Origin of the sequence: Streptomyces sp. NPDC001530 (assembly GCF_042894545.1) — a bacterium.
GTDB lineage: Bacteria > Actinomycetota > Actinomycetes > Streptomycetales > Streptomycetaceae > Streptomyces.
On sequence record NZ_JBIAVS010000018.1, the window covers coordinates 162,196 to 187,192 of the forward strand.

Consider the following 24,997-nt stretch of genomic DNA (forward strand, 5'->3'; position numbering starts at 1 on the left):
ACACCCACTGCGGCTTACGTCAGACCCAGCGCCGGCATCAGGTAGTAGAAGGCGAACACCGCCGAGACGACGTACATCGCGACCGGGACCTCGCGGCCGCGGCCGGCGGCCAGCCGCAGCACCACGAAGGTGATGAAGCCCATGCCGATGCCGTTCGTGATCGAGTAGGTGAACGGCATCATCAGCATCGTCACGAACGCCGGGATGGCGATCGTGTAGTCGTCCCAGTCGATCTCCCTGATCGAGTGGGACATGATCAGGAAGCCGACCGCGAGGAGCGCGGGGGTGGCGGCCTGGGACGGCACCATCGTGGCGACGGGGGTCAGGAAGAGGGCCACGGCGAAGAGCGCGCCGGTGATGACGTTGGCGAAGCCGGTGCGGGCGCCCTCGCCGACGCCGGCGGTGGACTCCACGAAGCAGGTGGTGGCCGAGGAGGAGGTGGCGCCACCCGCGGCGACCGCGATGCCGTCGACGAAGAGGACCTTGTTGACGCCGGGCATCTGGCCCTGCGCGTCGGTCAGCTTGGCCTCGTCGCTGATGCCCATGATCGTGCCCATCGCGTCGAAGAAGGTCGACAGCAGCACGGTGAAGACGAAGAGGATGCCGGTCAGCACGCCGACCTTGTCGAAGCCGCCGAAGAGGCTGACCTTGCCGACGAGGCCGAAGTCCGGGGTGGCGACGGGGTTGCCGGGCCACTTCGGGGTGGTCAGACCCCAGGACGGAATCGTGGCGACGGCGTTGATGATCACCGCGACGACGGTCATCGTGACGATCGAGATGAGGATCGCGCCCGGCACCTTGCGCACCATCAGCGCGAGAGTGAACAGGGTGCCGAGGATGAAGACCAGGACGGGCCAGCCGTTGAGGTGGCCGTCGGCGCCGAGCTGGAGCGGGACCGTGGTCTGCGCGACGTCCGGGATCCGCGTGACGAAGCCGGAGTCGACCAGGCCGATCAGCATGATGAACAGGCCGATGCCGATCGCGATGCCCTTGCGCAGCCCCAGCGGCACGGCGTTCATGACGCGCTCACGCAGACCGGTGGCCACCAGCAGCATCACGAGGAAGCCCGCGAGGACCACCATGCCCATCGCGTCCGGCCAGGACATCCGGGGCGCCAGCTGGAGCGCGACCACCGTGTTCACACCCAGACCGGCCGCCAGCGCGATCGGCACATTGCCGATGACACCCATCAGGAGCGTGGTGAAGGCCGCGGTCAGGGCGGTCGCGGTGACCAGCTGGCCGTTGTCCAGGTGGTGCCCGTACATGTCCTTCGCGCTGCCCAGGATGATCGGGTTCAGCACGATGATGTAGGCCATCGCGAAGAAGGTGGCGAAACCGCCGCGGATCTCACGCGGAATGCTGGAGCCGCGCTCGGAGATCTTGAAGTAGCGGTCCAGGGCGCCCTGCGCGGGCCGCGGCTCCGGCTGCTCTGGGGTGGGGGCCTTGGTGACGGCCGAGGTGGACATGCGTGACCTCATAGTGCGGGGCCTTGCGGGGCCAGTACGGGCGCCCTGACGATGGGGTCCCCCCGCTCGAGCGGAGTCGAGAGTGGGGGAGGGCGCCGGGCTGGGAACTTGATCGAGTCTGGCTGTTACGCGATCACCAGCAGGTTTCTTGACTGTTTCCGTTGGTGTTTCGTACGAACAGAAAGAGCCAGACTCAGACCGTTTCAGTATGAACATATGAGGTCGAAATCGCTATCTCCGCGCGTAGACCGTTGGTATACAAGGGTCACGCCCTTGTGGAGAGGAACGCCTCGTAAGCTGTGCACATGGCGAAGTGGACCCCCAAGCACGAGGCGCCGGAGCCCCTGGAGGGCCCCGTCGTCGCCACCATCACGGGCGGCACGATCCTCTGGTTCGTCCTCTTCCTGGTGCAGCTGCCGTTCTACGGCTGGTTCGACGACCACGGGCATCTGTGGTGGCTGTGGACGTGCCTGGCCGGCGCGGGTCTCGGCCTGATCGGTATCTGGTACGTCCGCAGGCGCGACGCCGCCATCAAGCACGACGCCGCCGCGACCACGGAGGCCACGGGCCGGACCGCCACCGCCGCCGAGTAACGGCAACTGCCGCCTGGCAACCGCCCACCGCCGCGGAGTAAGCGGCTCCCCCTACAACCAGGGCATCACTCGGCCGCGCCGCCGTCCTCCCCTGGTCGGATCTTTGGGGCACTCGGCAGGTGAAGCCGTATATCCGCACGTACCGTCGAATGCATGACGCACATCGACGCGGGCGCCGAACTCGATCCCGTTCACCCTGTGCCCATACCCGCCTCCGCGCGGGTGCAGGGGCTGTCCGCCGCCGAGGTGGCCGAGCGGATCGCGCGCGGCGAGGTGAACGACGTCCCGGTGCGCAGCAGCCGCTCCATGGGCGAGATCGTCCGCGCCAACGTCTTCACCCGGTTCAACGCGATCATCGGCGTGCTCTGGCTGATCATGCTGTTCGTGGCGCCGTTCCAGGACAGCCTCTTCGGGTACGTGATCATCGCCAACACTGGGATCGGCATCATCCAGGAGTGGCGGGCCAAGAAGACCCTGGACTCGCTCGCGGTGATCGGCGAGGCGAAACCGACCGTACGCAGAGCGGGGGTCGCCGTCACGGTCAGCACCTCGGAGATCGTGCTCGGGGACCTGATCGAGATCGGGCCCGGCGACAAGGTCGTCGTCGACGGCAGCTGCGCCGAGGCCGACGGCCTGGAGATCGACGAGTCGCTGCTCACCGGTGAGGCCGACCCCGTGGTCAAGCAGCCGGGCGACGAGGTGATGTCGGGCAGTTTCGTGGTCGCGGGCGGCGGCGCGTTCACCGCGACGAAGGTGGGGCGGGAGGCGTACGCCGCCCAGCTCGCCGAGGAGGCGTCACGCTTCACCCTCGTCCACTCCGAGCTGCGTACGGGTATCTCCACGATCCTCAAGTACGTGACGTGGATGATGATCCCGACCGCGATCGGCCTGGTCATCAGCCAGCTCGTCGTCAAGGAGCACGGCTTCAAGGACTCCATCGCGCGGACGGTCGGCGGGATCGTGCCGATGGTCCCCGAGGGGCTCGTCCTGCTCACCTCCGTCGCCTTCGCGATCGGCGTCATCCGGCTCGGCCGGAAACAGTGCCTCGTGCAGGAGCTGCCCGCCATCGAGGGGCTCGCCCGCGTCGACACCGTCTGCCTCGACAAGACCGGCACCCTCACCGAGGGCGGCATGGACGTCACCGAGCTGCGGCCGCTCCAGGGCGCCGACCAGACGTACGTACGCAAGGTCCTCGGCGCGCTCGGCGAGTCGGACCCGCGGCCGAACGCCTCCCTGCAGGCGATCATCGACTCATACCCGGACGTCGAGGAGTGGCGCTGCACCGAGTCGCTGCCCTTCTCCTCCGCCCGCAAGTACAGCGGCGCCACCTTCAGCGAGGGCAACGGCGAGTCGAGCACCTGGCTGCTCGGCGCCCCCGACGTCCTGCTGCCCGACGGGGACCCGGCGCTCACCGAGACCGAGCGGCTGAACGAGGGAGGGCTGCGGGTACTGCTGCTCGCCCGGGCCTCGAAGGACCTCGACGATGCCAAGGTCAAGGACGGCGCCCGGCCCACCGCACTCGTCGTCCTGGAGCAGCGGCTGCGCCCGGACGCGGCGGACACTCTGCGCTACTTCGCCGAGCAGGACGTCAGGGCCAAGGTCATCTCCGGCGACAACGCGGTGTCGGTCGGCGCGGTGGCCGGGAAGCTCGGGCTCAGCGGCTCGGTCGTGGACGCGCGCCACCTCCCCGACGAGCAGGTGGAGATGGCGAAGTCGCTGGACAAGGGCACGGTGTTCGGGCGGGTCAGCCCGCAGCAGAAGCGGAACATGGTGGGCGCGCTGCAGTCACGCGGGCACACGGTGGCGATGACGGGCGACGGCGTGAACGACGTACTCGCCCTGAAGGACGCCGACATCGGTGTGAGCATGGGTTCGGGCTCGGAGGCCACCCGGGCGGTGGCCCAGATCGTCCTGCTCAACAACAGCTTCTCGACGCTGCCCTCCGTGGTCGCGGAGGGCCGGAGGGTCATCGGCAACATCACCCGGGTCGCGACCCTCTTCCTGGTGAAGACGGTCTACTCGGTGCTGCTGGCCATCCTGGTGGTGTGCTGGCAGGTCGAATACCCCTTCCTGCCACGCCACTTGACCCTGCTGTCGACGCTCACCATCGGCGTCCCGGCGTTCTTTCTCGCCCTCGCCCCCAACAAGGAGCGCGCGAGACCCCACTTCGTACGGCGGGTGATGCGGTACTCGATCCCGGGCGGGGCCGTCGCCGGGGTCGCCACCTTCGCGACCTATCTGATTGCCCGTCACTACTACACCGGTGAGGGCTCGTTGGACGCGGAGACCAGCGCCGCGACGCTGACGCTGTTCCTGATCTCCATGTGGGTGCTCGCGATCATCGCGCGGCCGTACACCTGGTGGCGGATCTGCCTCGTCGCCGCGATGGGCGGGGCGTTTTTGGTGGTGCTGATGGTGCCGGGGCTCCAGCACTTCTTCGCGCTGAAGCTGGTCGGCACGACGATGCCGTGGATCGCGGTGAGTATTTCCGCGGTGGCAGCGGCCTCCCTGGAGTTCCTGTGGAGGTGGGTCGACCGCCGCTTTCCCGCGTAGCGCTCCGCGACAGGCACGGCCAGGAAGGCTGACGCCGCCTGTCATCTGCGGGAGCGTCGTGGCTGGTCGCGCCCACGCGGCGGAGCCGCATATCGACACAGCCCCGCGCCCCTTGAGAGGCGCGGGTATCGCCCGTCTTACTGCACGTCGACGTAGTCGCCCGTGGCGTTGGCCGCCGGGGTGGTCGAGGTGCCCGCGAAGCTGAAGCGGTAGTAGCCGTCGACGCCGGCCGTGGTGGTGGTCTTGAGGTTGCCCGTCGAGTCCGACGTGATGGTCTTCAGCGTCGTGTAGGTGCTGGTGCCCGCCTTGCGGAACTGCAGCTTCACGGACTGGTTGGTGTAGCCGTGGTACAGGCCGTCCTCCCAGTTGGCGCGGGAGAGCTTGCCCGTGACCGTGACGGTCCTGCCCTTCACCACCGGCTCCGGCGAGGCGTTCACGGTCAGCTTGGAGGCCCGCTGGACCTTGAAGCTGCCCGCCTTCTCCTTCCAGATGAAGTTGGAGTCGTCGCCCTTGGCGTCGACCCACGCGTCGACGTACCAGGTGCCCGCCTGGTCGTTGCTGATGTCGTACACCCGCGGGTCGACGGTGAAGGAGGCGGAGCAGGTCGAGGTCGTGGCGCTGGCGGCGACGCACGTCACCGAGGACGTGGTGAAGATGCCGTAGTTCGGGCCGTTGAGCGTGATGTCGGCGCCCGCGATGCCCTCGTTGTCGGTCGCCGTGACCGAGACGGTGAACGTCTTGGCGGTCGTCGCGCCGATGACGACGTTCTTGCCGCCGTTCACCACGACCTTGGTGATCGTCGTGTCGCCCTGGCTGCCGTCCGCGAACGCCGCGGGCGCCAGCACGGCGCCTGCCGCCGTGAAGGCCGCGAGCAGGGCAACGGTGGTGGTGCGCTTGCGCATGGTGCTTTCCCCCCAGGGAGTCGGGGCGGCGCTCCCCCTGAAGCGCCGCGGGAAATTCATGTCGGGAAACACGGATCCCCGCGCCCTCCTGACAGGACGCGGGGAACCGGACACGCGACTACTGCACGTCGACGTAGTCACCCGTGGCGTTGACGGACGAGGTCGTCGCGCTGCCGCCGTAGCTCAGGCGCCAGTAACCGTCGGCCGTGGTGGACGTGGTGGTGGTCTTCACGTAGCCGGTCGAGTCGGCGGTCACCGTCTTGATGGTGGTGTACGTGCTGGTGCCGGCCTTGCGGAACTGCAGCGCGATCTTCTGGGTGCCGTAACCCGTGTAGGTGCCGGTCTCCCAGTTGGCGCGGGTCAGCTTGCCGGTGACCGTGAGGGTGGCGCCCCTCCTGACCGGCTCCGGCGACGCGTTCACGGTGAGCTTGGAGTACCGCTTGACGTAGTGGTTCTTGTAGAAGTCGTTGGCGTAGATGCTGCCGTCGCCCGCGAGCGCGGCCGCCGTGACGTGCCAGGCACCCGACAGGGCGTTCTTGTACAGGTCGACCTGCGGGTCGACGGTGATCGTCAGCTTGCAGGTGGACGTGGTGGCGCTGGAGGCGGTGCAGGTCGCCGCGTCCTCGTTCGGGCCCAGGTAGCCGTCGACGTGGTCCAGGTCGGTGCCATGCCACAGGTCGATGTAGGCGTCCTCGATGCCGGCGGCGTGCGAGGCCGTGAGCGAGACGTTGATCGTCTTCACCGTGGCCGTGCCCATCACGATTTCCTTGCCGGCGTTGATGGTGACGTTCGAAACCGTCGGCTCGGCGGCCTCGGCCGTCGCGGCGAACGCCGACTTCGCGTGCGAACCGAAGACCGACGCGGCAGCCGGCTTGTCGAAGGCCGGGGCGTCGGCGGCCTGCGCGGTCGGCAGGGCGAGAGCGGTAAGAGCCAGGGCGCCGGTGAGAGTCGCGGCGGCCGCAGTGGCACGAATGCGCATGTTGTTCCCCAGGAGGAGAAGGGGCACCCCGGGTCGTCGTCGTCTCCGCGGTGCCCAAGTGATCTAGGAGTCTGGTGACTCAAGTGATCAGACATGCGGCTGAAGTGGTTGGTTGTACGAGTCGTGGAGAAATTTCAACCATCTTGCAAGGACGTCGATGAGACACCTGCTGTAAAGACATGCGTAAGCCGCCCGCCAAAGTCGAACCGGCGGCCCTGTCAGCCGAACCGACGGTCCCGTCAGCCGAACCGACGGTCCCGTCAGCCGAACCGACGGTCCCGTCAGTCGAACCGGCGGCCCTGTCAGCCGAACCGACGGGTCCCGTCGGCCGAACCGACGGGTCCCGTCAGCCGAACCGGCGGTCCCGTCAGCCGAACCAGCCGTCGCGCCTGAGTCGAACCAGGCGTCGCCCGTCAGTCGAACCAGCGGTCCCGGGCCAGTTCCTCCGTGCGGGAGGGGTCTTCCAGGAGGGCCGCGACCTCGAAGCGGCGGGGCCACTGGCCGGCCGCCCAGGCGAGTCCGGCGGCGACGCCCTCCAGGGTGGCGGCGTGCAGCACCCCGTCCCGGGTGCGTCGCCAGTCCAGCTCGGTGCCGTCGACGACGAGCTCCTCGTGTTCGACGTACGAGGTGGGGGTCGCCGGGCCGAGCAGCACCCGCACGGACTCCGGTACGTCGTGTTCGGTGCCCTCGGAGTCCACTTCCCCGGTGACGGACTCGCTCAGCCGCCGTACCTGGAACAGCTCGGCGAGCTCGGCGGCGCTCGACGGCCGGACGGGGAGCAGCGGCATCCCGCCGGTGAAGGGCAGCAGGTCGGGCGAGTCCACGACCACGGCGTCGGCCGCGTCCACGACGCGCACCTCACCGTCGACGACGGCCCGCAGCTCGTCAGGCAGGGTCACCTGCTCGGGGTCGAGGTCGGCCAACGCGCCGTAGAGCGCGTGCAGTTGGGCGCCGGAGATCTGACGGTCGGGGTCGGCGAGCCGGTCGAGGAGCTCGGCGGCGCCGCCGGGTTCGTCGAGGAGGGCGGCCACCGAGGTGCGGACGCCGAGCGCCCGCAGCACCTGCTCGTCCTCGAAGCCGGTGGCGTCGGCGGCGTCGTACAGGCCGTGCAGGAGCGGATCGCTGCCCTCCGCGCGCAGCCCGGCGGGGCGACGGCCGCCGAGGACGGGATGCCCGCGCAACCACCAGGCAGTGTACGGCCGGACGATCTCGTGCGTGCCGTCCGGCAGCAGGATCCGCACCGGCTGGGTGAGCGCGTCCCGCAGCGGCGGCCGGGAGAGCAGGGCGAGCGCCTCGGGCCACCGCTCCTCGTCCACCAGGTCCAGATCCCGTACGGCGACGATCTCGGTGGCGACCGGCGGCACCGGCGTGTCCGGCAGCCGGTCGAGGACGTCCTCGCACCACACGTCGACCGCGTCCAGCAGGCCCGCGTCGTCGGGTTCGGCGAAGTCGGAGTCGCGAGGCTCCAGTTCGTCCGGGTCGAGGACGACATCGGTGGCGCGTACGAGGGTGAAGTTGGCGAGCACACCACAGGCGGCGAGCGGCTGTTCGCCCCAGCGCGCGGCCAACTCGGCGTCCACGAAGGCGAGTTCGTCCTCGCGCATGACCTGGGCGAACGGGCTGCCGGGCAGCACGAGCTCGCCCGCGGGCGCCGGCTCGCCCTCCTCGTCCGGGAGGGCGAGGGCACCGAGCCAGGGCTCGTCGCCGGGTTCGAGGCCGGCGTCGCGGACCAGCCCGAGGACGGTGTCGGCCAGCTCCTCCGCGTCCGGGGCGTCCTCGTCCCACGCCCCGCCCTCGTCGTCGAGCGAGGCGGCGACAGCGGCGCGCACCTGCGGGGTGGTGAGCACGGCGCGGGGCGTGGCCGGGAGGGCGCCGAGCTTCTCCAGGAGCGGGTGGGCGGCGTCCGGGTGGGCGACCTTGAGGCCGAGGCGGGCGAGGGTGTCGGAGGTGGCGGCCCAGGTGTCGTCGGGGGTGGGCCCTTCGGGCACCGGCAGCAGGACCTGGCGGGGGCCGATGGTCGTACGCCCGTCGGCGAGCGGCACGGGCAGCCCGGAGAGCCGGTCGGGGTCGACCCCGGCGAGGCTGTCGTAGAGACTCCGCCACCAGCTCGGGTCCTTCTCCAGGCCGGCCAGCCGGTCCACGGCCTCGGTGAGGGGCACCCGTGCGACGCCCAATGTCCGCAGCTCCACGCGGCGTTCGAGCCCGGCGGGCAGGAGGCTGGGCAGCACTTCGGCGAGGACGCGCACGGTTTCGGCACCGGCGCCTTCGACGACCTCGGCGTCGCGGGGGCGGAGGGCCGCCGGGTTCTCCGCGATACCGGTGCGGGTGCCGGTTCCGGTGCCGATACCGATGCCGGTGCCGGTGCCGGTGCCGGTTTCGGTTTCGGTTTCGGGCCAGTCGGCAGAGGCGTCCGAGGCGTGGTCCGACTCGTCCGGCTCGATCGCGGGCGGCAGGAAGGCGGTGCGCGGCAGCCGGTCGAGGATCGCCTGACGCAGGGCGCCGTCCAGCTCGCCCTTGCCCAGCGGGCCGGGCACCAGGTCGATGATCCCGGCGCCCACCGGCTGCCAGGCGGCGAGCAGTTCGGCGTACGCGTCCGCCGCGCGCTCCACCAGGAAATCGGTGAGCGGGCCGGGGGCGGCGTGGCGCCGGGTGGTGTCGAGCGGGAGGGAGGCGATGAGCAGGGCGGGCACACCGAGGGGCTCGTCGCTGGGCGTGGGCGCGTGCACGACGGGGCTGGTGCGGGGGCGGCCGGGGCTGCCGTCGCTGCCGTCCACGGGCACGGCCCAGGTCACGGACCAGTGCGGGCGCAGCCGCTCCTCGACCGGGCGGTCGGCGAGGAGGGCGGGGTCGAGGGGGCCGTGGTGGGAGACGGTGCGGTAGCTGGTCGTCCCGTCGCGGGAGTCCTCGATGGTGACGCCGTGCCGGTCGGAACGGCGCCGAAGGGTGCGTACGCCCGCGTCCCCGGCCTCCACGACCACTTCCTCCAGCCCCGGCAGGGCGAGCAGGAGGGCGTCGTCGATGTGCTGCAGAAGCCGCTCGGCGAGATCCTCGGCCGCGGGGTCGCGCAGGGGCAGGATCACGACGGTGTCGTACGGGTCCGGGGCGGTGCCCTCGGCCGCGAACGGCAGCCGGAGCAGCGGCACATGACCGTCCCGCCGCCGGATCTCGTCCCCGAGTCCCGGGCTGTGGCGGGCGGTGTCGGCGGCGAGTTCGCGGGCCTCGGCGAGGGACCAGCGGACGCCGCCGTGCCGCCCGACGACGGCGGGCTCGTCGGTGACGGCCAGCACGGCGGCGAAACCGACGCCGAAGCGGCCGACGGCGCCGACGGCCGTGTCGTGCGCGTCGCGCTTCGCGGAGGCGCGGAGGGTGGAGAGCGACTCGACGCCGGCCGCGTCGAGGGGGGCGCCGGTGTTGGCCGCGACGAGTACGTCGCCGCGGAGGGTGAGGCGGAGGCGGCCGGGGACGCCGGCCCTTGCCGCCGCGTCGGCGGCGTTCTGGGCCAGCTCGACGACGAGCCGGTCTCGGTAGCCGCCGAGGACGAGGTCCTCCTCGGCGTTGGCGTCCTCGCGGAACCGGGCCGGGCTGGTCGCCCAGGCGTCCAGCACGCCGCGTCGCAGGCGCGCCGTCCCGAACGGGTCCGCGCCCTCGGCTGCCGGCCGCACGAACTTGCTCACGGTTCACTCTCCCTCTCGCCTGGCGCGACCGCGAGTGCTGCGCCGGGTCGCGGCACGAAGGTACCGCGCGCGGGGCCGGGCTCCGCCCGGGGCTCTCTTGGCCGGGCACCCTGGGCTGGTGCGGGCGTGGGGGGTTTTCGCCCCCTCCGCCCTTACCCGTCCCGTACCTGGGGCGTTCCCCGCGCCCCTTCAGGGGCGCGGGGAACTGCGCGACCAGCCCCCACCCACCCGCAGCCGAAGAACCACCCAGGGGTCTGGGGCAGAGCCCCAGGGACGGGACGGGTAGGGGCGGAGGGGGCGAAAAACACCCTCGCGGTTACGAGTGGCCCAGTTCTGCCGAGGTCTCGTCCGGGGTGATCGAGACCGAACCGGAATCCGGGGAGGGCCGGAGGGGGAAGGGGTCCACCCTGGTTTCGTCGATGACCGGTGGAGCCGGCCGGGGCGGCTTCGGCATCACTGCGGCCTCGGAGTGACCTCCACACCCGTACGAGAGGGAGACGACGTGCCCGTCAGCGGGCGAGAACTCGTTGGCACAAACGCCGAACGCCTGCCCGAGCGAGCCCCCGATGGGGTTGAGGAAGCCACAGCTGACGCACGTGGCGGGCGCGGCTTGCGCCATGGCCGTCTTCGCGCCGTGGGACTCCTCCCAGCGGTCGGCCGCGACATGGAGGCCGTAGCGGGAGAGGACACGCGCACGGCGCAGACCGAGCTCCTCGGCCACCGCCGCGATCGACCCGCGCCTCGGCGCGACCGGCAGCGTCGCCGGCGTCCCGCCCGCGACCTCCGCGTCCTCCGCCTCCACCAGCTCGGCCATCTCCTCCGAGACGGGAGAGTTCGGCGGGGGCTCGTCCTCGCCCGTGAAACCGGGTTCGAGGCGGAGGTCCTCGGCGTCCGTGGGCAGCAGGTCCCCGGGCCCCATGTCACCGGGGCGCAGACGCTCGCTCCATGGCACCCACTCGGGAGCGAGGAGAGCGTCCGAGCCGGGCAGCAGCACCGTCTCGTCGAGCGTGACGATCTTCGCGCGGGAGGCGCGGGCCACCGTCACCGCCCAGCGCCAGCCCCGGTAGCCCGGCTCCTGGCACTCGAAGAAGTGCGTGACAACACGGTCCCCTTCGGAGACCAGCCCCACGTGCTCGCCGACGACGCCGGGTGCGGCGACCTCCTCGGCGGCGCCGCGGGCGAGGTCGACGGCCTCGGCGCACAGGCGGTCGGGGGTGCGGCTTCGCGTTGTCGCTGCGCTCACAGGTATCGCTTCTCTCCTACGCCGTCTCACGGGTGCGCCATTCCTCGGCGGGGGTGCGGACGGAGCGGACCGGGGGGCCGCGTCGACGTCCGCGCCCGATCGCACTCGGGCGCACCTACTCCATCCATTCTGCGGGATGACCGAGAGGCGCGCGGCCGAGAACAATCGCCGCAGGCGCGCTACGCACGCTACCTTCTCCTGGCCCCTGGGCCCACACCGGCGGGACTCTTCTGCGCCCCGAGCCGGGTTCTTCTGCGCTCCGCGCCGAGCTCTTCGCCGCTCCGCGGCGGTTTTCTTCGGCGCTCCGCGCCGTGTTTCCCACCCGCCCACCTGTCTCAGTCCGTGAAACGGGCTCCGCCCGGCAGGCCGCTCGGCTCGGTCCGCCGCGCGGGCTCCGCCCGGTTGCCCGCCCGGCTCGGATCGTGAGGCAGGCTCCTCCGGGGCGGTCGGCCCCGGCGGCCGGCCCGGCCGTCGGCCCCGGCGTCGCGCCACTCGGCCCCCATACGCGCGGTAACCGCACTACGCACCCCCATCTCGGGGCACTATGACGGAGTGGCAGCCGCAAGGTCGCCCCAGGGAGCCACCGGAGTCGGTGGTGGTGCCAAGGGGAGTAGTCGGGGTGGCGGATCGGGCCGGATGAGCGGGTCCGTCCGTGCGGTGGGGCGTGCCCTGCACTTCCCGGTGACAGGGACGGCGCGCGGGATCCGGAAGGCGACGCACGCGCACGGGGCGGGTGAGTCGGGCCTCGGGAAGCTGATCGAGCTGCACGCGGTGAACGGCGCGGGCGATGTCATGATCACCATCGCGCTCGCCTCCACCGTCTTCTTCTCCGTCCCGACCGACGAGGCCCGCGGCCGCGTCGCCCTCTACCTCGCCGTCACCATGGCGCCCTTCACCCTCCTCGCGCCGGTGATCGGCCCCCTCCTCGACCGGCTCCCGCACGGCCGCCGCGCCGCCATGGCGGGCGCGATGCTCGCCCGGGCCTTCCTCGCGCTGCTGCTGTCGAGCGCGGTCGTCACCGGCAGCATCGAGCTGTATCCGGCGGCGCTGGGCGTGCTGGTGGCGTCGAAGGCGTACGGGGTCGTACGCAGTGCTGTCGTGCCACGGCTGCTGCCGCCCAAGTTCTCCCTGGTGAAGGCGAACTCCCGGGTCACGCTGGGCGGGCTGCTCGCCACCGGTGTCGCCGCGCCGATCGGGGCGGGGCTGCAGGCGCTCGGCCCGCGCTATCCGCTCTACGGCGCCTTCGTGATCTTCATCGCGGGTACGTTCCTGTCGTTCACGCTGCCGCACAAGGTCGACTCGGCCAAGGGCGAGGACAAGGCGCTGCTCGCCGCGGACGAGGAGCATCTGCATGGGCCGCATCTGAAGAAGCCGGTTCCGCGCCCCGGGCTGCGTACCGTCGGCACGGCGGTCACGCACGCGCTCGGCGCCAACGCCTCGCTGCGCTGTCTCTCCGGCTTCCTGATCTTCTTCCTCGCCTTCCTGCTGCGCGAGCATCCGCTGACCGGCGAGAGCGCGGCGGTCTCGCTCGGGATAGTGGGCGTCTCGGCGGGCGTGGGCAACGCGCTCGGCACGGCGGTCGGAGCCTGGCTGAAACAGCGCGCTCCGGAGATCATCATCGTGACGGTCGTCGCGTTCGTGCTGGGGGCGGCGATCATCGCCGCGCTGTTCTTCGGGGCGGCCCTCGTGGCAATCCTCGCCGCGGTCGCCGGGTTCGCGCAGGCTCTCGCCAAGCTGTCCCTGGACGCGCTGATCCAGCGGGACGTCCCGGAACTCGTCCGCACCTCCGCCTTCGCCCGCTCCGAGACGCTGCTGCAGATGGCCTGGGTCATCGGCGGCGGCATCGGCATCGCGCTGCCGCTCAACGGCACGCTCGGGCTTTCCGTGGCGGCCGCGATCGTCGCCGCGGGGTGGCTGACGACCGTACGGGGGCTGCTGAGCTCGGCGCGGCGCGGGGGACATGCCCGGCCGCGGGTGGCCTGAGGCGGGCGCCCGCCCGGGGGACGGGACGGCACGCCGTACCCCACGTGGGGAGAGCGGTGGACGTGCCCGATAGCCTTCCACCATGACATCCCTGCCCCGCGGCAGAGCCGCTAATGGACTCAGCGCTGCGCGCCGCCGTCGCGCCGTTGCCGTCGTCGGCACCGTATCCGCCGGACTTCTCGTCCTGTCCGCCTGTGACAAGCCGACGCCGCGTGCCACCATCACGGTCGGCAAGAACTCGGTGAGCTCCGAGACCGACTGCTACAACGACGGCAAGGCGGTGAAGACCGCGGAGCTGGCGAAGTGCCTGAAGTCCGAGGACATCAAGTCCATCAAGGTCGACCCCGACGAGACCGTGCGGTTCGGCGTGGACCCGGAGATCGCGGACAAGGGCTGGACGATCCTGATGAACGGTCAGCCGCTGACCGACTCCAGCACGAAGACGTACCGGACGATCCCGGGCAGCGTCTTCTTCAACGCCCAGTACGGCGCCAGCGGCAACTCCACGCTCGTCTCCATCAAGGAGGGCGAGAAGACGGTCACCGGCCTGTGGTCCTTCAAGCTCAAGAAGGACTCCTGACCACGTCTTCCGCAGGAGTACGTGTCCTCGTCGCCACCGCGGTCCCCATCGAGCGGGACGCGGTGGCCGGGGCGTTCACCGCCCCGACCCGTGAGATCCCGCTCCCCGGGGTGACCCTCCACCGAGCGGGCGCGGCACACCGGTACGACCTGCTGGCCGCCGGTGTGGGCCCCGCCCGCGCCGCCGCCTCCACCGCCACCGCGCTCACCGCGGCCGCGCTCGGCGGCGAGCCGTACGACCTGGTCGTCTGCGCCGGTATCGCGGGCGGCTTCCAGCCCGACGCCCCCGTCGGGTCGCTCGTCGTCGCCGACGACATCACCGTGGCGGATCTGGGCGCCGACACCGCGGACGGTTTCGTCCCCGTCACCGGACTCGGCTTCGGAACCATCAGCCACCGTCCACCAGAAACACTCGTACGAGCGATCGCTGCGGCCACGGGTGGACGCACCGGGACGGTGCTCACCGTCTCCACCGTGACCGGCACCGCCGCCCGCGCCGCCGAGCTGCGCGCCCGGCACCCCCGCGCCCTCGCCGAGGCGATGGAGGGGTTCGGGGTCGCCGAGGCGGCCGCGGCTCATGGTGTGCCCGTCCTTGAGCTCCGCGCGGTCTCCAACCCCGTCGGCCCGCGCGACCGCGCCGCCTGGCGCATCGGCGAAGCGCTCGCCGCACTCACCGAGGGTTTCGGGAAGCTGGCGCCCGCACTGGAGAGTTGGAACCCATATGAGCCCTGAGAAGCTGCCCGAGCCGAAGCTGTCCGAGCCCCTGCGGATCGCGTACTCGCCCTGCCCGAACGACACCTTCGTCTTCGACGCCTGGGCCCACGGCCGGGTGCCCGGCGCGCCCGCACTGGACGTCACCTTCGCGGACATCGACATCACCAACGGCATGTCCGAGCGTGGCGAGTTCGATGTGCTGAAGGTGTCGTACGCCGTGCTGCCGTACGTCCTCGACGAGTACGCGCTGCTGCCCTGCGGGGGCGCGCTGGGGCGGGGCTGCGGCCCCCTGGTGCTCACGCGGGAGGCGGACGCGGACCTGACCGGCCGTACGATCGCCGTCCCCAGCGAGAAGTCGACGGCGTATCTGCTCTTCCGCCTGTGGGCCGCGGACGTGCTGGCGGGCGGGGTCGGCGAGATCGTGGTCATGCCGTTCCACGAGATCATGCCGGCCGTGCGGGACGGGAAGGTCGACGCGGGACTCGTCATCCACGAGGCGCGTTTCACGTACCAGAACTACGGGCTGCACAAGCTCGCCGACATGGGCGAACACTGGGAGCGGACGACCGGGCTGCCGATCCCGCTCGGCGCGATCATCGCCAAGCGCTCGCTGGGCGAGGAGCGGCTGAAGGCCCTCGCCGAGGCGGCCCGCGCCTCGGTCCGCGCCGCCTGGGACGACCCGGAGGCCTCCCGCCCCTACGTCCTCGAACACGCCCAGGAGATGGACCCGAAGGTCGCGGACCAGCACATCGGCCTGTACGTCAACGAGTTCACGGCGGACCTTGGCGACGACGGTTACGCGGCGATCCGGGGCCTGCTCACGCGTGCGGCGGCCGAGGGGCTCGTACCGCCCCTCGGCCCGGACGCGCTGAATTTCCCGTGAGCGTCTAGACGTCCAACTGGTCGGCGACCGCTCGCAGCAGGCCGGCGATCTTCTTGCCGGAGGCCTTGTCGGGGTAACGGCCCTTCTCCAGCATCGGCGTGATGTTTTCGAGGAGGGTCGTCAGGTCCTGGACGATGGAGGCCAGTTCGTCCGGCTTGCGGCGCTGCGCGGCCGCGACGGAGGGGGTCGGGTCCAGGAGGGTCACCGAAAGCGCCTGGTCGCCGCGCTGACCGGCGACGACGCCGAACTCCACGCGCTGGCCGGGCTTGAGAGCATCGACTCCGGCGGGCAGGACCGAGGAATGAACGAAGACGTCGCCGCCGTCGTCGCGGGAGAGAAAGCCGAAGCCCTTCTCGCTGTTGAACCACTTGACCTTGCCGGTAGGCACGTCTGTCCTCGTCCTCGTACTCGTCGGAAACTGCTCTGAAAACTGCTCGGGCTGTTGCATGGGCAACTGCCAGTAAAACGGCTCTGGATAGCACTACAGCGGGTCGTCGGACCCGCCGGTACCAAGGCTAATGGTCCGGCGGCTGGTGACAAGACGTCGCTGGATTGTTCCTTCGCGCTGGGAACTACCCTGGTCGGGTGCGTGACAAAACCCAAACGAATTCCGCCGAGGCCGGCGACCGGCTGATCCGTGCCGGTGCCATCGTCTTCTTCATCGGAGCGGTGGCCACTCTGGTCACCGTGGCACCGCTGCTGCTCGGCACGACTCCTTTTCCGACGTACATGTTCGGCTTGAGCATGCTCATGGGCGTCGGATTCCTGTTGGCCGGAGCCGGGGTGCTCCAGTCGATCGCGGAAGGCCGCCGCAGGGCGCGCGCGACGCGCGGTGAGGACGTACTCCGCGCGGGCTAGGGCCGGTACTCCTCCAGCCACGCCGGGAACTCCGTGAGGTCGGTGAGGACGACGTCCGCGCCCGCCGCGCGCAACTCCTCCGCGTCGCACGGTCCGGTGGCCACGGCGACGGAGTACGCGTCCGCCGTGCGCGCGCCGCGTATGTCTCCGGTGTGGTCGCCGACGTACACACTCGCGCCGTGTTCGCGCAGCGCCTCCGCCTTCTGCTCGGCCCACAGGTTGCCGACCAGGGCGTCCGCGTCGATGCGCAGATGCTTCAAGTGCAGCTTGGCGTTCGGCTCCCACTTCGCGGTGACCACCACGGCGCGCCCGCCCGCGGCCTGCACGGCCGCGACGGCCTCCCGGGCACCGGGCATCGCCAGCGTGCCGGTGATGGCGTGTGTGGGGTACATCTCACGGTAAAGATCCGCGACGGCGGCGACCTCCCCCGCCGGGAACCAGTTGACGAGCTCCTCCTCCAACGGCGGCCCGAGCCGTGTCACCACCAGATCGCAGTCGATGTACGCCCCCGTCCGCGCGGAAAGCGCCTGGTAGCAGGCGTGAATACCGGGGCGGGAGTCGATCAGAGTCATATCGAGGTCGAAGCCGACGGTCAGCACGGGGGAAGTCATATGGGCCATTGTGCCCAGGGGGTGGGGGGTGGGGGCCAGGGATTTGGGGGTGGGGCGGGGCCGGGCTCGGGCGCGCCAGCTGTCGGTGGCAGCGGGGGCTGGGCTCGGCCGAAGCCGGGGCACCGCCGGGGGCACCCGGCGTCGGGGCTGGCTCGAGGTGGATGCGCTTACCGGCGCTTACAGGGTGCCGCTGCGCCCACCCGTGCCGCCCCAGCGGCACGATTGCCCGCAGCTAGGACAGAACGGGTGGGGCGCTGCCCCAGCGGCCCACATGCCCGCATTTGGATCCGTACGGTCCGCAGCGAGACGGCGTGGGCCGTACGGTCCGCAGCCGCTCACCGGCGTGAGGGGACGTGCCGGAACGTCCGCCCGCAGCGGATGGCGCGTCACCGCCGAGTCCCTCGGAACCCGACCGATTCCGCGCCAGACCGAGGACGGATGCTCCGGCACGGCCCCGCCCCACCACAGGCGGCAGGCGAACCCAGTACGGGCCGCAGGACAAAATCCGGCGGCCCGTTCCCGCGCCCCTCAGGCTGAGGGTCAGCGTTGGCGTTGGGAGCGCCATACCAGGTAGAGGGCGGAGGCGACGGCGGCGCCGCGGACGACCCAGGGCCAGGTTTCGAGGAGCGCGTCGTTCATGTGCCCCTTGGCGATGGGGTCGCCCCAGCGGCCGTTCGTGCGGCCCCACAGCCAGACGATGCCCGCCGTGGCGGCCAGGCCGGGCAGGACGAAGACCGCCCACTTGGACTCGGCGGGGGTCAGCCGGCGCGAGGCGTAGGCGATGAGCCAGCCGAGACCCAGGGCGAACCAGTTGCCGAGGACGGCGCCCGCGACGAGAAGTGCGGCGGCGATCAGGAGGAGGGGGTTGCTCCAGCCACTGGGGCTGGAGAGGAGACGGCGGCGTGGGGGCCGGGCAGTCTCTGCTCCGGCCTCCGGGGCAGCCGTCGCCTCGGCCTCCGGATCGGCCTTCGACCCAGCCCTTCGCCCAGCCTTTCGCTCGGCCTTCGGCCTGGGCTTCGGCTCCTCGTCCGGAAACGCTTCCTTCGGGGGTTTCCCGCCCTCGTCGGGCCTGTCCTCCGGCGGTCGCTTGAGCAGCTCGGGGATCTCCACGCCTCCGACGAACCCCGGCACGCTGTCGTCGAGCCCGAACGGGCTGCTGTCCCCGCGCCACCAGTCCGGCTGGGCGGCGCTGTCGCCCAGCTCGTGCGCGCTCGCGAGGTGCGGCGGGGACGGGGCGTCGGCGTTCTCGGAGGGTTCCGGTTCCGCGGGGCGCGGCTTCGGGACGACGCGGCGCAGGCCCTTGGGACGAGGTTCCGCTTCGGTGGTGCGCTGGGTGGGGACGGCGGCCCACGGCTCCGTACCGGGGCCGGCGTCGCCGCCAGCCGCCGCGACGATCTCCTCGGGGGTGCCGAGGCGGGAGAGGATCCGGCGGACGGCGGCGGGGCTGTCGACGGTCGCCTTCGCCCTGCGGCGGTCGATCTCGTTGCGCAGCTCCGACACCAGCCGCATCCGTGTCGCGGACGGCAGCTGGCGCTGCTGGGCCAGGTCTCCGACACGGCTCAGGTAGTCGAAGACGAGCTGGTCGCTCTCAATCCCCACGAAGTCCCCTCCGGGGCGGGTGCGTTGGATACCCCGTGGTGACGAAGGTATCGGTTTTCTCGCCCCCGCCGCCCCTACCCTCCCCCAAGCTCTCGGCTTCGCTCGAGCAGGGGGGACCCCCATCGTCCCCTGGGGCTCCGCCCCAGACCCCGTGGGTGGTTCTTCTGCCGCGAGTGAGTGGGGGCTGGTCGCGCAGTTCCCCGCGCCCCTTGCGGGGCGGGGCCCCGGACAACGCCCTGCTCGCACCCCACCCGCTACCGTTGACAGGATGAGCACCGAGACCGCTCCGCGTTCCCTGGCGGAAGCCCTCCGCGCGCGGGACGACGCCTCACTGTCCGCGCTCCTCAGGTCCCGCCCGGACCTGATCACCCCCGTGCCCACGGACCTCACCCAGCTCGCCACCCGCGCCGGCACCCGCGCCTCGGTCGTCCGCGCCCTGGAGCGCCTGGACCGGTTCGCGTTGCAGACGGCGGAAGCCCTGGCCGTGGCGTCGGACCCGGCGACGTACGACGAACTGCTCGGACTGATGGCCGGCGACGACAGCGACCCGGCGGTCACGGCGGCGTTCCCGCACGCTCTCGGGACGCTGCGCGACCAGGCCCTGGTCTGGGGCCCCGACGACCGCCTCCGCCTGGTGCGCACGGCACGCGAGCTGCTGGCGCCGTCCCCGCAGCACCCGTCCCCGACGGGGCTCGGACCGACCGTCGCGGAGGCGACGGCGGGCATGTCCCCGGGGCGTATCCAGGAGATCGTGGCGGCGGCCGGGCTGCCGAGCACCCACGACTCGGTGTCCGCCGTGGCGGCGCTGACCGACCTCTTCACGGACCGTACGCGCATGGCGGCGCTCCTCGACGACGCCCCCGCCGAGTCGGTGGACGTGCTGTCCCGGCTGGTGTGGGGACCGCCGTACGGCCAGGTGACGGCCGACCCGGCGCGCCATCTGCGCTGGCTGATCGACCGCGGGCTGCTGCTGCCGACGGCGCCCGGCACGGTCGTACTGCCCCGGGAGGTCGCCCTGCACCTGCGGGCGGGCCGCGCGCACCGGGCGGCGGAGCCGGTGGCGCCGGCGGTGGAGGCCGCGGCGACACACCGTCCACAGGTTGTGGACGCCGCGGCCGCCGGCCAGGCGTACTCGGCCCTGGCGACCGTCGAGGAGCTGCTCAAGGACTGGCACGAGGGCGGTCCGGCCGTGCTGCGCGCGGGCGGGCTGAGCGTGCGGGACCTGAAGCGGACGGCGGTGGCGCTGGACGTACCGGAGCCGGTGGCCGCATTCTGGGTGGAACTGGCGTACGCGGCGGGCCTGTTGGCGTCGGACGGCGAGGCCGACGAGCGGTACGCGGCGACGCCCGCGTACGACGAGTGGCTGGAGCTGCCCGCCGCCGAGCGCTGGGCACGGCTCGCCTCGGCGTGGCTGGCCGCGACCCGCACGGCGGGCCTGGTCGGCGGACGGGACGCGAAGGACCGTACGCTCTCGGCGCTCGGGCCCGGCCTGGACCGTTCCGCGGCCCCCGAGGTCCGCCACCGTGTCCTCACCCTCCTCGCCGCGCTCCCCGAGGGCGCCTCCCCCACCGCGGACTCCGTCCTCGCCCGCCTTCACTGGGAGCGCCCGCTGCGGGGCGCCCAGTCCACCACGGACGACCTGCGCACCCGCCTGGCCCGCTGGACCCTCTCCGAGGCGGAAATGCTGGGGATCACCGGACGGGGAGCGCTGTCCGCGCAGGGGCGGGCGCTGCTGGGCTTCCCGCCGGCGACCGCCCACGACACCGAATCCACCGGCCCCGGCGACAAGCTCCCCGTCCACAAGCGGCACCTCCCCCTCCCCGAAGCCCCAGCCACCCACTCCCCCGCCGAGCAGGCCGCGGCCGCCGCCCAGGCTGCCCGTCTGCTCGCCCCCCTCCTCCCGGAGCCGCTGGACCACGTCCTCCTCCAGGCGGACCTGACCGCGGTCGCGCCGGGCCCCCTGGAGCGCCCGCTGGCCGACACGCTCGGCGTCCTCGCGGACGTGGAGTCGAAGGGCGGGGCGACGGTCTACCGCTTCACCCCGGGGTCGGTGCGCCGCGCCCTCGACGCCGGCCGCTCCGCGTCGGACCTGCACGCGTTCCTTGCGGCCCACTCCCGTACCCCCGTCCCGCAGCCGCTCGCCTATCTGATCGACGACGTGGCACGCAAACACGGCCATCTGCGGATCGGCGCGGCATCGGCGTACGTCCGCTGCGACGACGAGGCGCTGCTGAACGAGATCCTCGCCGACAAGCGCTCGCAAGGCCTCCGCCTGGGCCGCCTCGCGCCCACGGTCCTGGCCGCCCAGGCCGACCCGGCCGCCCTGCTCGAAGGCCTCCGCTCCATGGGCTTCGCGCCCGCCGCCGAGTCCGCCGAGGGCGACGTCCTGATCACCCGCGCCCACGCCCACCGCACCCCGCCCCGCACGGCCCCGGAACCCGTCCCCGACGGCCCCCCGGTCCCCGACGCCACCCTCCTCGGCGCCGCGATCCGCGCCATCCGCGCCGGCGACCGGGCCTCGACGACCCCCCGTAAACCGGCCCCGGCCACCGACCGCCCCGGCGGCAACGGCGACCTCCCCCGCACCAGCTCCGCCGAGACCCTCGCCACCATGCAGGCCGCCGTCCTCACCGGCGAGTCCCTGTGGATCGGCTACGTCAACGCCGAGGGCGCCGCCAGCCAGCGCGTCATCGCCCCCATCCGCGTCGAAGGCGGCTTCGTCACCGCCTACGACCACACAGCGGACGAAGTCCGCACGTACCCCCTGCACCGGGTGACGGGAGTCGCGGAACTGGCGGACGACCAGGCCTGACCCGGCCCCCCTCTGAACTGGGGAAAGACAGACCCCCTCGGGTTCTGAGCCGGATGCGGCACACTGGACGTTTGGCCGGTCATCCGCGCGGGGTGCCGCCGCGCAGAAAGGGACGGGTGTGAACGGACCCCTCATCGTCCAGAGCGACAAGACACTCCTGCTAGAGGTCGATCACGAGCTGGCGGACGCCTGTCGGCGGGCCATCGCGCCGTTCGCGGAGCTGGAGCGGGCGCCCGAGCACATTCACACGTATCGGGTGACGCCGCTCGGGCTGTGGAACGCGCGCGCTGCCGGGCACGACGCCGAGCAGGTCGTGAACGCGCTCGTGGAGTTCAGCCGGTACCCCGTGCCGCACGCGCTGCTCGTCGACATCGCCGACACGATGGACCGCTACGGGCGCCTCACGCTGAGCAAGCACCCGGCGCACGGGCTCGTCCTCACCACCACCGACCGGCCTGTCCTCGAAGAGGTGCTGCGGTCCAAGCGGATCGCGCCGCTGGTCGGCACCCGGATCGACCCGGACACCGTGGCCGTGCACCCCTCCGAGCGCGGGCAGATCAAGCAGACGCTGCTGAAGCTGGGCTGGCCGGCCGAGGACCTCGCCGGGTACGTCGACGGCGAGGCGCATCCGATCGAGCTGGCGGAGGACGGGTGGGCGCTGCGGCCGTATCAGAAGCAGGCCGTCGAGAATTTCTGGCACGGAGGCAGCGGGGTCGTCGTGCTCCCCTGTGGTGCCGGTAAGACGCTCGTGGGGGCCGGGTCCATGGCGCAGGCCAAGGCCACCACCCTCATCCTCGTGACCAACACCGTCTCCGCCCGGCAGTGGAAGCACGAGCTGGTGAAGCGGACCTCGCTGACCGAGGACGAGATCGGCGAGTACAGCGGTACGAAGAAGGAGATCCGGCCGGTCACCATCGCGACGTACCAGGTGCTGACGACCAAGCGGAAGGGGATCTATCCCCATCTGGAGCTCTTCGACTCCCGGGACTGGGGGCTCATCGTCTACGACGAGGTGCATCTGCTGCCCGCGCCGGTCTTCAAGTTCACGGCGGACCTGCAGGCGCGCCGCCGTCTCGGTCTCACCGCCACGCTCGTGCGTGAGGACGGGCGCGAGTCGGATGTGTTCTCGCTCATCGGGCCGAAGCGGTTCGACGCGCCCTGGAAGGAGATCGAGGCGCAGGGGTACATCGCGCCCGCCGACTGTGTCGAGGTCCGGGTCAATCTCACCGACTCCGAGCGGCTCGCCTACGCCACCGCCGAGACCGAGGAGAAGTACCGCTACTGCGCGACGACGGAGACCAAGCGGAAGGTCACGGAGGCGATCGTCCGCCGCTTCGCCGGGCAGCAGATCCTCGTCATCGGGCAGTACATCGACCAACTCGACGAGCTGGGCGAGCACTTGAACGCACCCGTCATCAAGGGCGAGACGTCCAACGCACAGCGCGAGAAGCTCTTCGACGCCTTCCGGGAGGGCGAGATCAGCGTCCTCGTCGTGTCGAAGGTCGCGAACTTCTCCATCGACCTGCCGGAGGCGACCGTCGCCGTCCAGGTATCGGGCACCTTCGGGTCGCGGCAGGAGGAGGCCCAGCGGCTGGGGCGGGTCCTGCGGCCCAAGGCCGACGGCCACCAGGCCCACTTCTACTCCGTCGTCGCCCGCGACACCATCGACCAGGACTTCGCCGCCCATCGGCAGCGGTTCCTCGCGGAACAGGGGTACGCGTACCGGATCATCGACGCGGACGAGCTGCTGGCCGCGGAGGAATCGGAGAGCTGAGCGGAGGCCGGCAGGCACGGATCCCTCCAAGGGCCGGCCGGTCGGCGGCGAGCGCGAGCAGCAGCGCCAGCGCGAGCAGCGGATACGGCGACGCCAACGGCTGCTGCCACCAGGGCAGTTGAAGGTCCAGGTCGCCCTGGTGCGGGATCAGCCAGAGGGTGCGGGCCGTGAAGACCGCGGTCACCGTCGCGGCCAGCCGGCGGCGCTGTCCGGCGTACAGCACGGCGATCAGCGGGACGCACCACACCCAGTGGTGCGACCAGCTGATCGGAGAGATGAGGAGGGCCGTGAAGGCGGTGAGCAGCACGCCCCAGCGGTCATCGCCGGCCCAGCGGTCATCGCCGGCCCGGCCGTCATCGTCGCCCCAGCGGTCATCGTCGGCCCGGCGGGCGAGCCGGAGCCCCGCGCAGCCGATGGCCACCGCGGGCAGTGCCCAGGCGAGGCCCGGTGACGGCTCCCCCAGGGCGCGGGCGATCAGGCCCTGAAGCGACTGGTTGTCGACGATCCACGCCTTGCCGACGCGGTCGGTCTCGTACAGCCGCCTGGTCCAGAAGTCCACGCTCGCGGCGGGCAGCGCGAGCGCGCCCAGCAGGACGGTCCCGGCGAAGGCCGACGCGGCGGTGGCCGCCTCCCCGCGTCGGCGGGTGAGCAGCAGGTACGCGATGAAGAGGGCGGGTGTCAGCTTCACCCCGGCCGCGATGCCCAGCGCGATGCCCTTGCCGGGGGCGCCGGGCGGCCGGGTCAGGTCCCAGAGGATCAGGCAGGCGACGGCGACGTTGATCTGGCCGAAGAGGACGGTCTGGAAGACGGGTTCGAGCCACAGGGCGAGGGCGGTGGCGGCGCAGACGGCGGGCAGCCGCTCCGGGAGGCCCGCGAGACGGCAGGAGAGCCGGACCAGCACGGCCAGCAGGGCCACGTTTCCGGCGACGAAGGCCACCTTGAGGGCGTCCGGCGGAAGCCAGGCCGTCGGGACGAAGAGGAGCGCCGCGAAGGGCGGGTACGTGGCGGGCAGCTGCCACTCGGTGACGGTGAAACCGTAGAGATCCGTGCCGTGCGCTACGGCCGCGCCCTCGGCCCGGTAGACCAGCGCATCGGCCATGGGGGCGCGTGTGACGACGCACAGCGCGCAGAAGGCGGCGAAGGAGAGGGCGAGCAGGGTGACTTCGGTGAGTACAGGGGTGGTCACGTTCCGTCGAGGCACGGAGTGACCCTAGTGTCCGGGGCAGTTCAGCCCGGCGTACGGCTCACCGACGTGACGGGCTTACGGCTCACCGGCGCGAGTCGGGCGTACGACTGGGCGTCGGACGTACGGCTGCGCGTCAGGCGTACGGCCACGGGTGACACGTCCGGCCGCACGTCAGGCGTACGGCTCACCGGCGCCGTACGCCTGCCTCCTCGCCGTATTCGCCAAGGAGCACCACTCCGAAGGCCGCCTCCGCGAACACCTTGACGGCGCGCAGGGCGTCGCCGAGGCGGTGGCGGTGGTGGGTGGAGGTGACGGCCGTCGCGCCGGGCGGCGGGCTGGGGTGGACAGGGCCTGGGGTGAAGGTTGCTGCGCTCATGTATCCATGGTGGAACTCCTTGCCCCGAATGGCGTCGCCCTCCGGACCTAACCTCGTCGGCCTCCTCGTACACCCCCAGGTCCCTCGTCCTACGCCTCACGACGGACTCCGACCCCTAGGGTCCCGGGGTTCCCACCCCTGAGGCGGTGGAAAACCATTGGCCCCCGCATCCTCCCGTCACCTAGAATCTCCGCTCTTGCCCGCCTCCCGTC

Annotated in this window: 20 protein-coding genes; 9 read left to right on the forward strand and 11 right to left on the reverse strand. The window is 71.8% G+C overall.

Features of this window, described 5'->3' with window-relative positions; translation table 11 throughout:
- Positions 1–14: 14 nt before the first annotated feature.
- On the reverse strand, positions 15–1,466 hold the full coding sequence (locus tag ACFY0T_RS33885; protein WP_388879275.1) for an NCS2 family permease: 1,452 nt from the start codon (positions 1,464–1,466) through the stop codon (positions 15–17).
- Between the two features lie 305 nt (positions 1,467–1,771).
- Between ACFY0T_RS33885 and ACFY0T_RS33890 the strand changes: the two genes are divergently transcribed.
- Positions 1,772–2,059: a DUF2530 domain-containing protein gene (locus ACFY0T_RS33890; RefSeq protein ID WP_388879278.1), complete on the forward strand. Its 288-nt coding sequence runs from the start codon at positions 1,772–1,774 to the stop codon at positions 2,057–2,059.
- A gap of 153 nt (positions 2,060–2,212) precedes the next feature.
- A complete protein-coding gene (locus ACFY0T_RS33895) occupies positions 2,213–4,612 on the forward strand; it encodes an HAD-IC family P-type ATPase (protein WP_388879282.1) in 2,400 nt (799 codons plus the stop codon).
- 137 nt (positions 4,613–4,749) lie between these two features.
- Here the strand turns inward: ACFY0T_RS33895 and ACFY0T_RS33900 are convergent, their stop codons facing one another.
- The 4 genes from ACFY0T_RS33900 to ACFY0T_RS33915 all read right to left on the reverse strand — a co-directional run bounded on the left by ACFY0T_RS33900 (position 4,750) and on the right by ACFY0T_RS33915 (position 11,410).
- The gene (locus ACFY0T_RS33900) at positions 4,750–5,514 is read right to left on the reverse strand and encodes a calcium-binding protein (RefSeq protein WP_388879285.1); all 765 of its coding nucleotides are present in this window, start codon (positions 5,512–5,514) and stop codon (positions 4,750–4,752) included.
- A 118-nt stretch (positions 5,515–5,632) separates the two neighbouring features.
- Positions 5,633–6,493, reverse strand: a complete 861-nt coding sequence (locus ACFY0T_RS33905) for a calcium-binding protein (RefSeq protein ID WP_388879287.1) — start codon at positions 6,491–6,493, stop codon at positions 5,633–5,635.
- Positions 6,494–6,906: 413 nt separating this feature from the next.
- Positions 6,907–10,167, reverse strand: coding sequence for a sacsin N-terminal ATP-binding-like domain-containing protein (locus ACFY0T_RS33910; RefSeq protein WP_388879289.1), 3,261 nt, complete (start codon positions 10,165–10,167; stop codon positions 6,907–6,909).
- A gap of 316 nt (positions 10,168–10,483) precedes the next feature.
- Positions 10,484–11,410: a DUF3027 domain-containing protein gene (locus tag ACFY0T_RS33915; RefSeq protein ID WP_388879292.1), complete on the reverse strand. Its 927-nt coding sequence runs from the start codon at positions 11,408–11,410 to the stop codon at positions 10,484–10,486.
- A 552-nt stretch (positions 11,411–11,962) separates the two neighbouring features.
- Here ACFY0T_RS33915 and ACFY0T_RS33920 point away from each other — a divergent pair.
- The 4 genes from ACFY0T_RS33920 (at position 11,963) to ACFY0T_RS33935 (ending at position 15,569) form a co-directional block, all read left to right on the forward strand.
- Positions 11,963–13,393, forward strand: a complete 1,431-nt coding sequence (locus ACFY0T_RS33920; RefSeq protein WP_388879295.1) for an MFS transporter — start codon at positions 11,963–11,965, stop codon at positions 13,391–13,393.
- An 82-nt stretch (positions 13,394–13,475) separates the two neighbouring features.
- Positions 13,476–13,973: a DUF2771 domain-containing protein gene (locus ACFY0T_RS33925; RefSeq protein WP_388879298.1), complete on the forward strand. Its 498-nt coding sequence runs from the start codon at positions 13,476–13,478 to the stop codon at positions 13,971–13,973.
- Positions 13,943–14,704, forward strand: a complete 762-nt coding sequence (locus tag ACFY0T_RS33930; protein ID WP_388879301.1) for a futalosine hydrolase — start codon at positions 13,943–13,945, stop codon at positions 14,702–14,704. The genes ACFY0T_RS33925 and ACFY0T_RS33930 overlap by 31 nt, the downstream gene beginning before the upstream one ends.
- Positions 14,694–15,569 carry a 1,4-dihydroxy-6-naphthoate synthase gene (locus ACFY0T_RS33935; RefSeq protein ID WP_388879304.1) on the forward strand — a complete coding sequence of 292 codons (876 nt, stop codon included), beginning with the start codon at positions 14,694–14,696 and terminating at the stop codon, positions 15,567–15,569. The genes ACFY0T_RS33930 and ACFY0T_RS33935 overlap by 11 nt, the downstream gene beginning before the upstream one ends.
- Before the next feature lie 4 nt (positions 15,570–15,573).
- On the opposite strand, the gene ACFY0T_RS33940 is transcribed toward ACFY0T_RS33935, so the two are convergent.
- Entirely contained in the window at positions 15,574–15,957 is a 384-nt protein-coding gene (locus ACFY0T_RS33940; RefSeq protein WP_099503518.1) for a cold-shock protein, read from the reverse strand.
- Positions 15,958–16,154: 197 nt separating this feature from the next.
- On the opposite strand from ACFY0T_RS33940, the gene ACFY0T_RS33945 reads away from it, so the two are divergent.
- Positions 16,155–16,427 carry a hypothetical protein gene (locus ACFY0T_RS33945; RefSeq protein WP_388879307.1) on the forward strand — a complete coding sequence of 91 codons (273 nt, stop codon included), beginning with the start codon at positions 16,155–16,157 and terminating at the stop codon, positions 16,425–16,427.
- On the opposite strand, the gene ACFY0T_RS33950 is transcribed toward ACFY0T_RS33945, so the two are convergent.
- Together ACFY0T_RS33950 and ACFY0T_RS33955 are read right to left on the reverse strand one after the other, a co-directional pair.
- Positions 16,424–17,047 carry an HAD family hydrolase gene (locus ACFY0T_RS33950; RefSeq protein ID WP_388879310.1) on the reverse strand — a complete coding sequence of 208 codons (624 nt, stop codon included), beginning with the start codon at positions 17,045–17,047 and terminating at the stop codon, positions 16,424–16,426. The genes ACFY0T_RS33945 and ACFY0T_RS33950 overlap by 4 nt on opposite strands.
- 531 nt (positions 17,048–17,578) lie before the next feature.
- Complete coding sequence (locus ACFY0T_RS33955) at positions 17,579–18,637, reverse strand: hypothetical protein (RefSeq protein ID WP_388879313.1); 1,059 nt, start codon at positions 18,635–18,637, stop codon at positions 17,579–17,581.
- Positions 18,638–18,905: 268 nt separating this feature from the next.
- On the opposite strand from ACFY0T_RS33955, the gene ACFY0T_RS33960 reads away from it, so the two are divergent.
- Together ACFY0T_RS33960 and ACFY0T_RS33965 are read left to right on the forward strand one after the other, a co-directional pair.
- Entirely contained in the window at positions 18,906–21,449 is a 2,544-nt protein-coding gene (locus tag ACFY0T_RS33960; RefSeq protein WP_388879316.1) for a helicase-associated domain-containing protein, read from the forward strand.
- A gap of 118 nt (positions 21,450–21,567) precedes the next feature.
- Positions 21,568–23,223: a DNA repair helicase XPB gene (locus ACFY0T_RS33965; protein WP_388879319.1), complete on the forward strand. Its 1,656-nt coding sequence runs from the start codon at positions 21,568–21,570 to the stop codon at positions 23,221–23,223.
- Here the strand turns inward: ACFY0T_RS33965 and ACFY0T_RS33970 are convergent.
- From ACFY0T_RS33970 to ACFY0T_RS33980, 3 genes are all read right to left on the reverse strand, one after another.
- Entirely contained in the window at positions 23,177–24,379 is a 1,203-nt protein-coding gene (locus ACFY0T_RS33970) for a glycosyltransferase 87 family protein (protein WP_388879490.1), read from the reverse strand. The two genes, ACFY0T_RS33965 and ACFY0T_RS33970, sit on opposite strands and share 47 nt — an antisense overlap.
- Before the next feature lie 71 nt (positions 24,380–24,450).
- Positions 24,451–24,597 carry a hypothetical protein gene (locus ACFY0T_RS33975; protein ID WP_388879322.1) on the reverse strand — a complete coding sequence of 49 codons (147 nt, stop codon included), beginning with the start codon at positions 24,595–24,597 and terminating at the stop codon, positions 24,451–24,453.
- On the reverse strand, positions 24,594–24,785 hold the full coding sequence (locus ACFY0T_RS33980) for a hypothetical protein (RefSeq protein WP_388879325.1): 192 nt from the start codon (positions 24,783–24,785) through the stop codon (positions 24,594–24,596). Before ACFY0T_RS33980 ends, ACFY0T_RS33975 begins: the two co-directional genes overlap by 4 nt.
- Positions 24,786–24,997: the final 212 nt, after the last annotated feature.

What these genes read in the sequence shown, in the direction of transcription:
- ACFY0T_RS33885 (WP_388879275.1), bottom strand. Translation starts at nt 1,466, where the DNA reads ATGTCCACCTCGGCCGTCACCAAGGCCCCCACCCCAGAGCAGCCGGAG.
- ACFY0T_RS33890 (WP_388879278.1), top strand. Translation starts at nt 1,772, where the DNA reads ATGGCGAAGTGGACCCCCAAGCACGAGGCGCCGGAGCCCCTGGAGGGC.
- ACFY0T_RS33895 (WP_388879282.1), top strand. Translation starts at nt 2,213, where the DNA reads ATGACGCACATCGACGCGGGCGCCGAACTCGATCCCGTTCACCCTGTG.
- ACFY0T_RS33900 (WP_388879285.1), bottom strand. Translation starts at nt 5,514, where the DNA reads ATGCGCAAGCGCACCACCACCGTTGCCCTGCTCGCGGCCTTCACGGCG.
- ACFY0T_RS33905 (WP_388879287.1), bottom strand. Translation starts at nt 6,493, where the DNA reads ATGCGCATTCGTGCCACTGCGGCCGCCGCGACTCTCACCGGCGCCCTG.
- ACFY0T_RS33925 (WP_388879298.1), top strand. Translation starts at nt 13,476, where the DNA reads ATGACATCCCTGCCCCGCGGCAGAGCCGCTAATGGACTCAGCGCTGCG.
- ACFY0T_RS33935 (WP_388879304.1), top strand. Translation starts at nt 14,694, where the DNA reads ATGAGCCCTGAGAAGCTGCCCGAGCCGAAGCTGTCCGAGCCCCTGCGG.
- ACFY0T_RS33950 (WP_388879310.1), bottom strand. Translation starts at nt 17,047, where the DNA reads ATGGCCCATATGACTTCCCCCGTGCTGACCGTCGGCTTCGACCTCGAT.
- ACFY0T_RS33960 (WP_388879316.1), top strand. Translation starts at nt 18,906, where the DNA reads ATGAGCACCGAGACCGCTCCGCGTTCCCTGGCGGAAGCCCTCCGCGCG.
- ACFY0T_RS33980 (WP_388879325.1), bottom strand. Translation starts at nt 24,785, where the DNA reads ATGAGCGCAGCAACCTTCACCCCAGGCCCTGTCCACCCCAGCCCGCCG.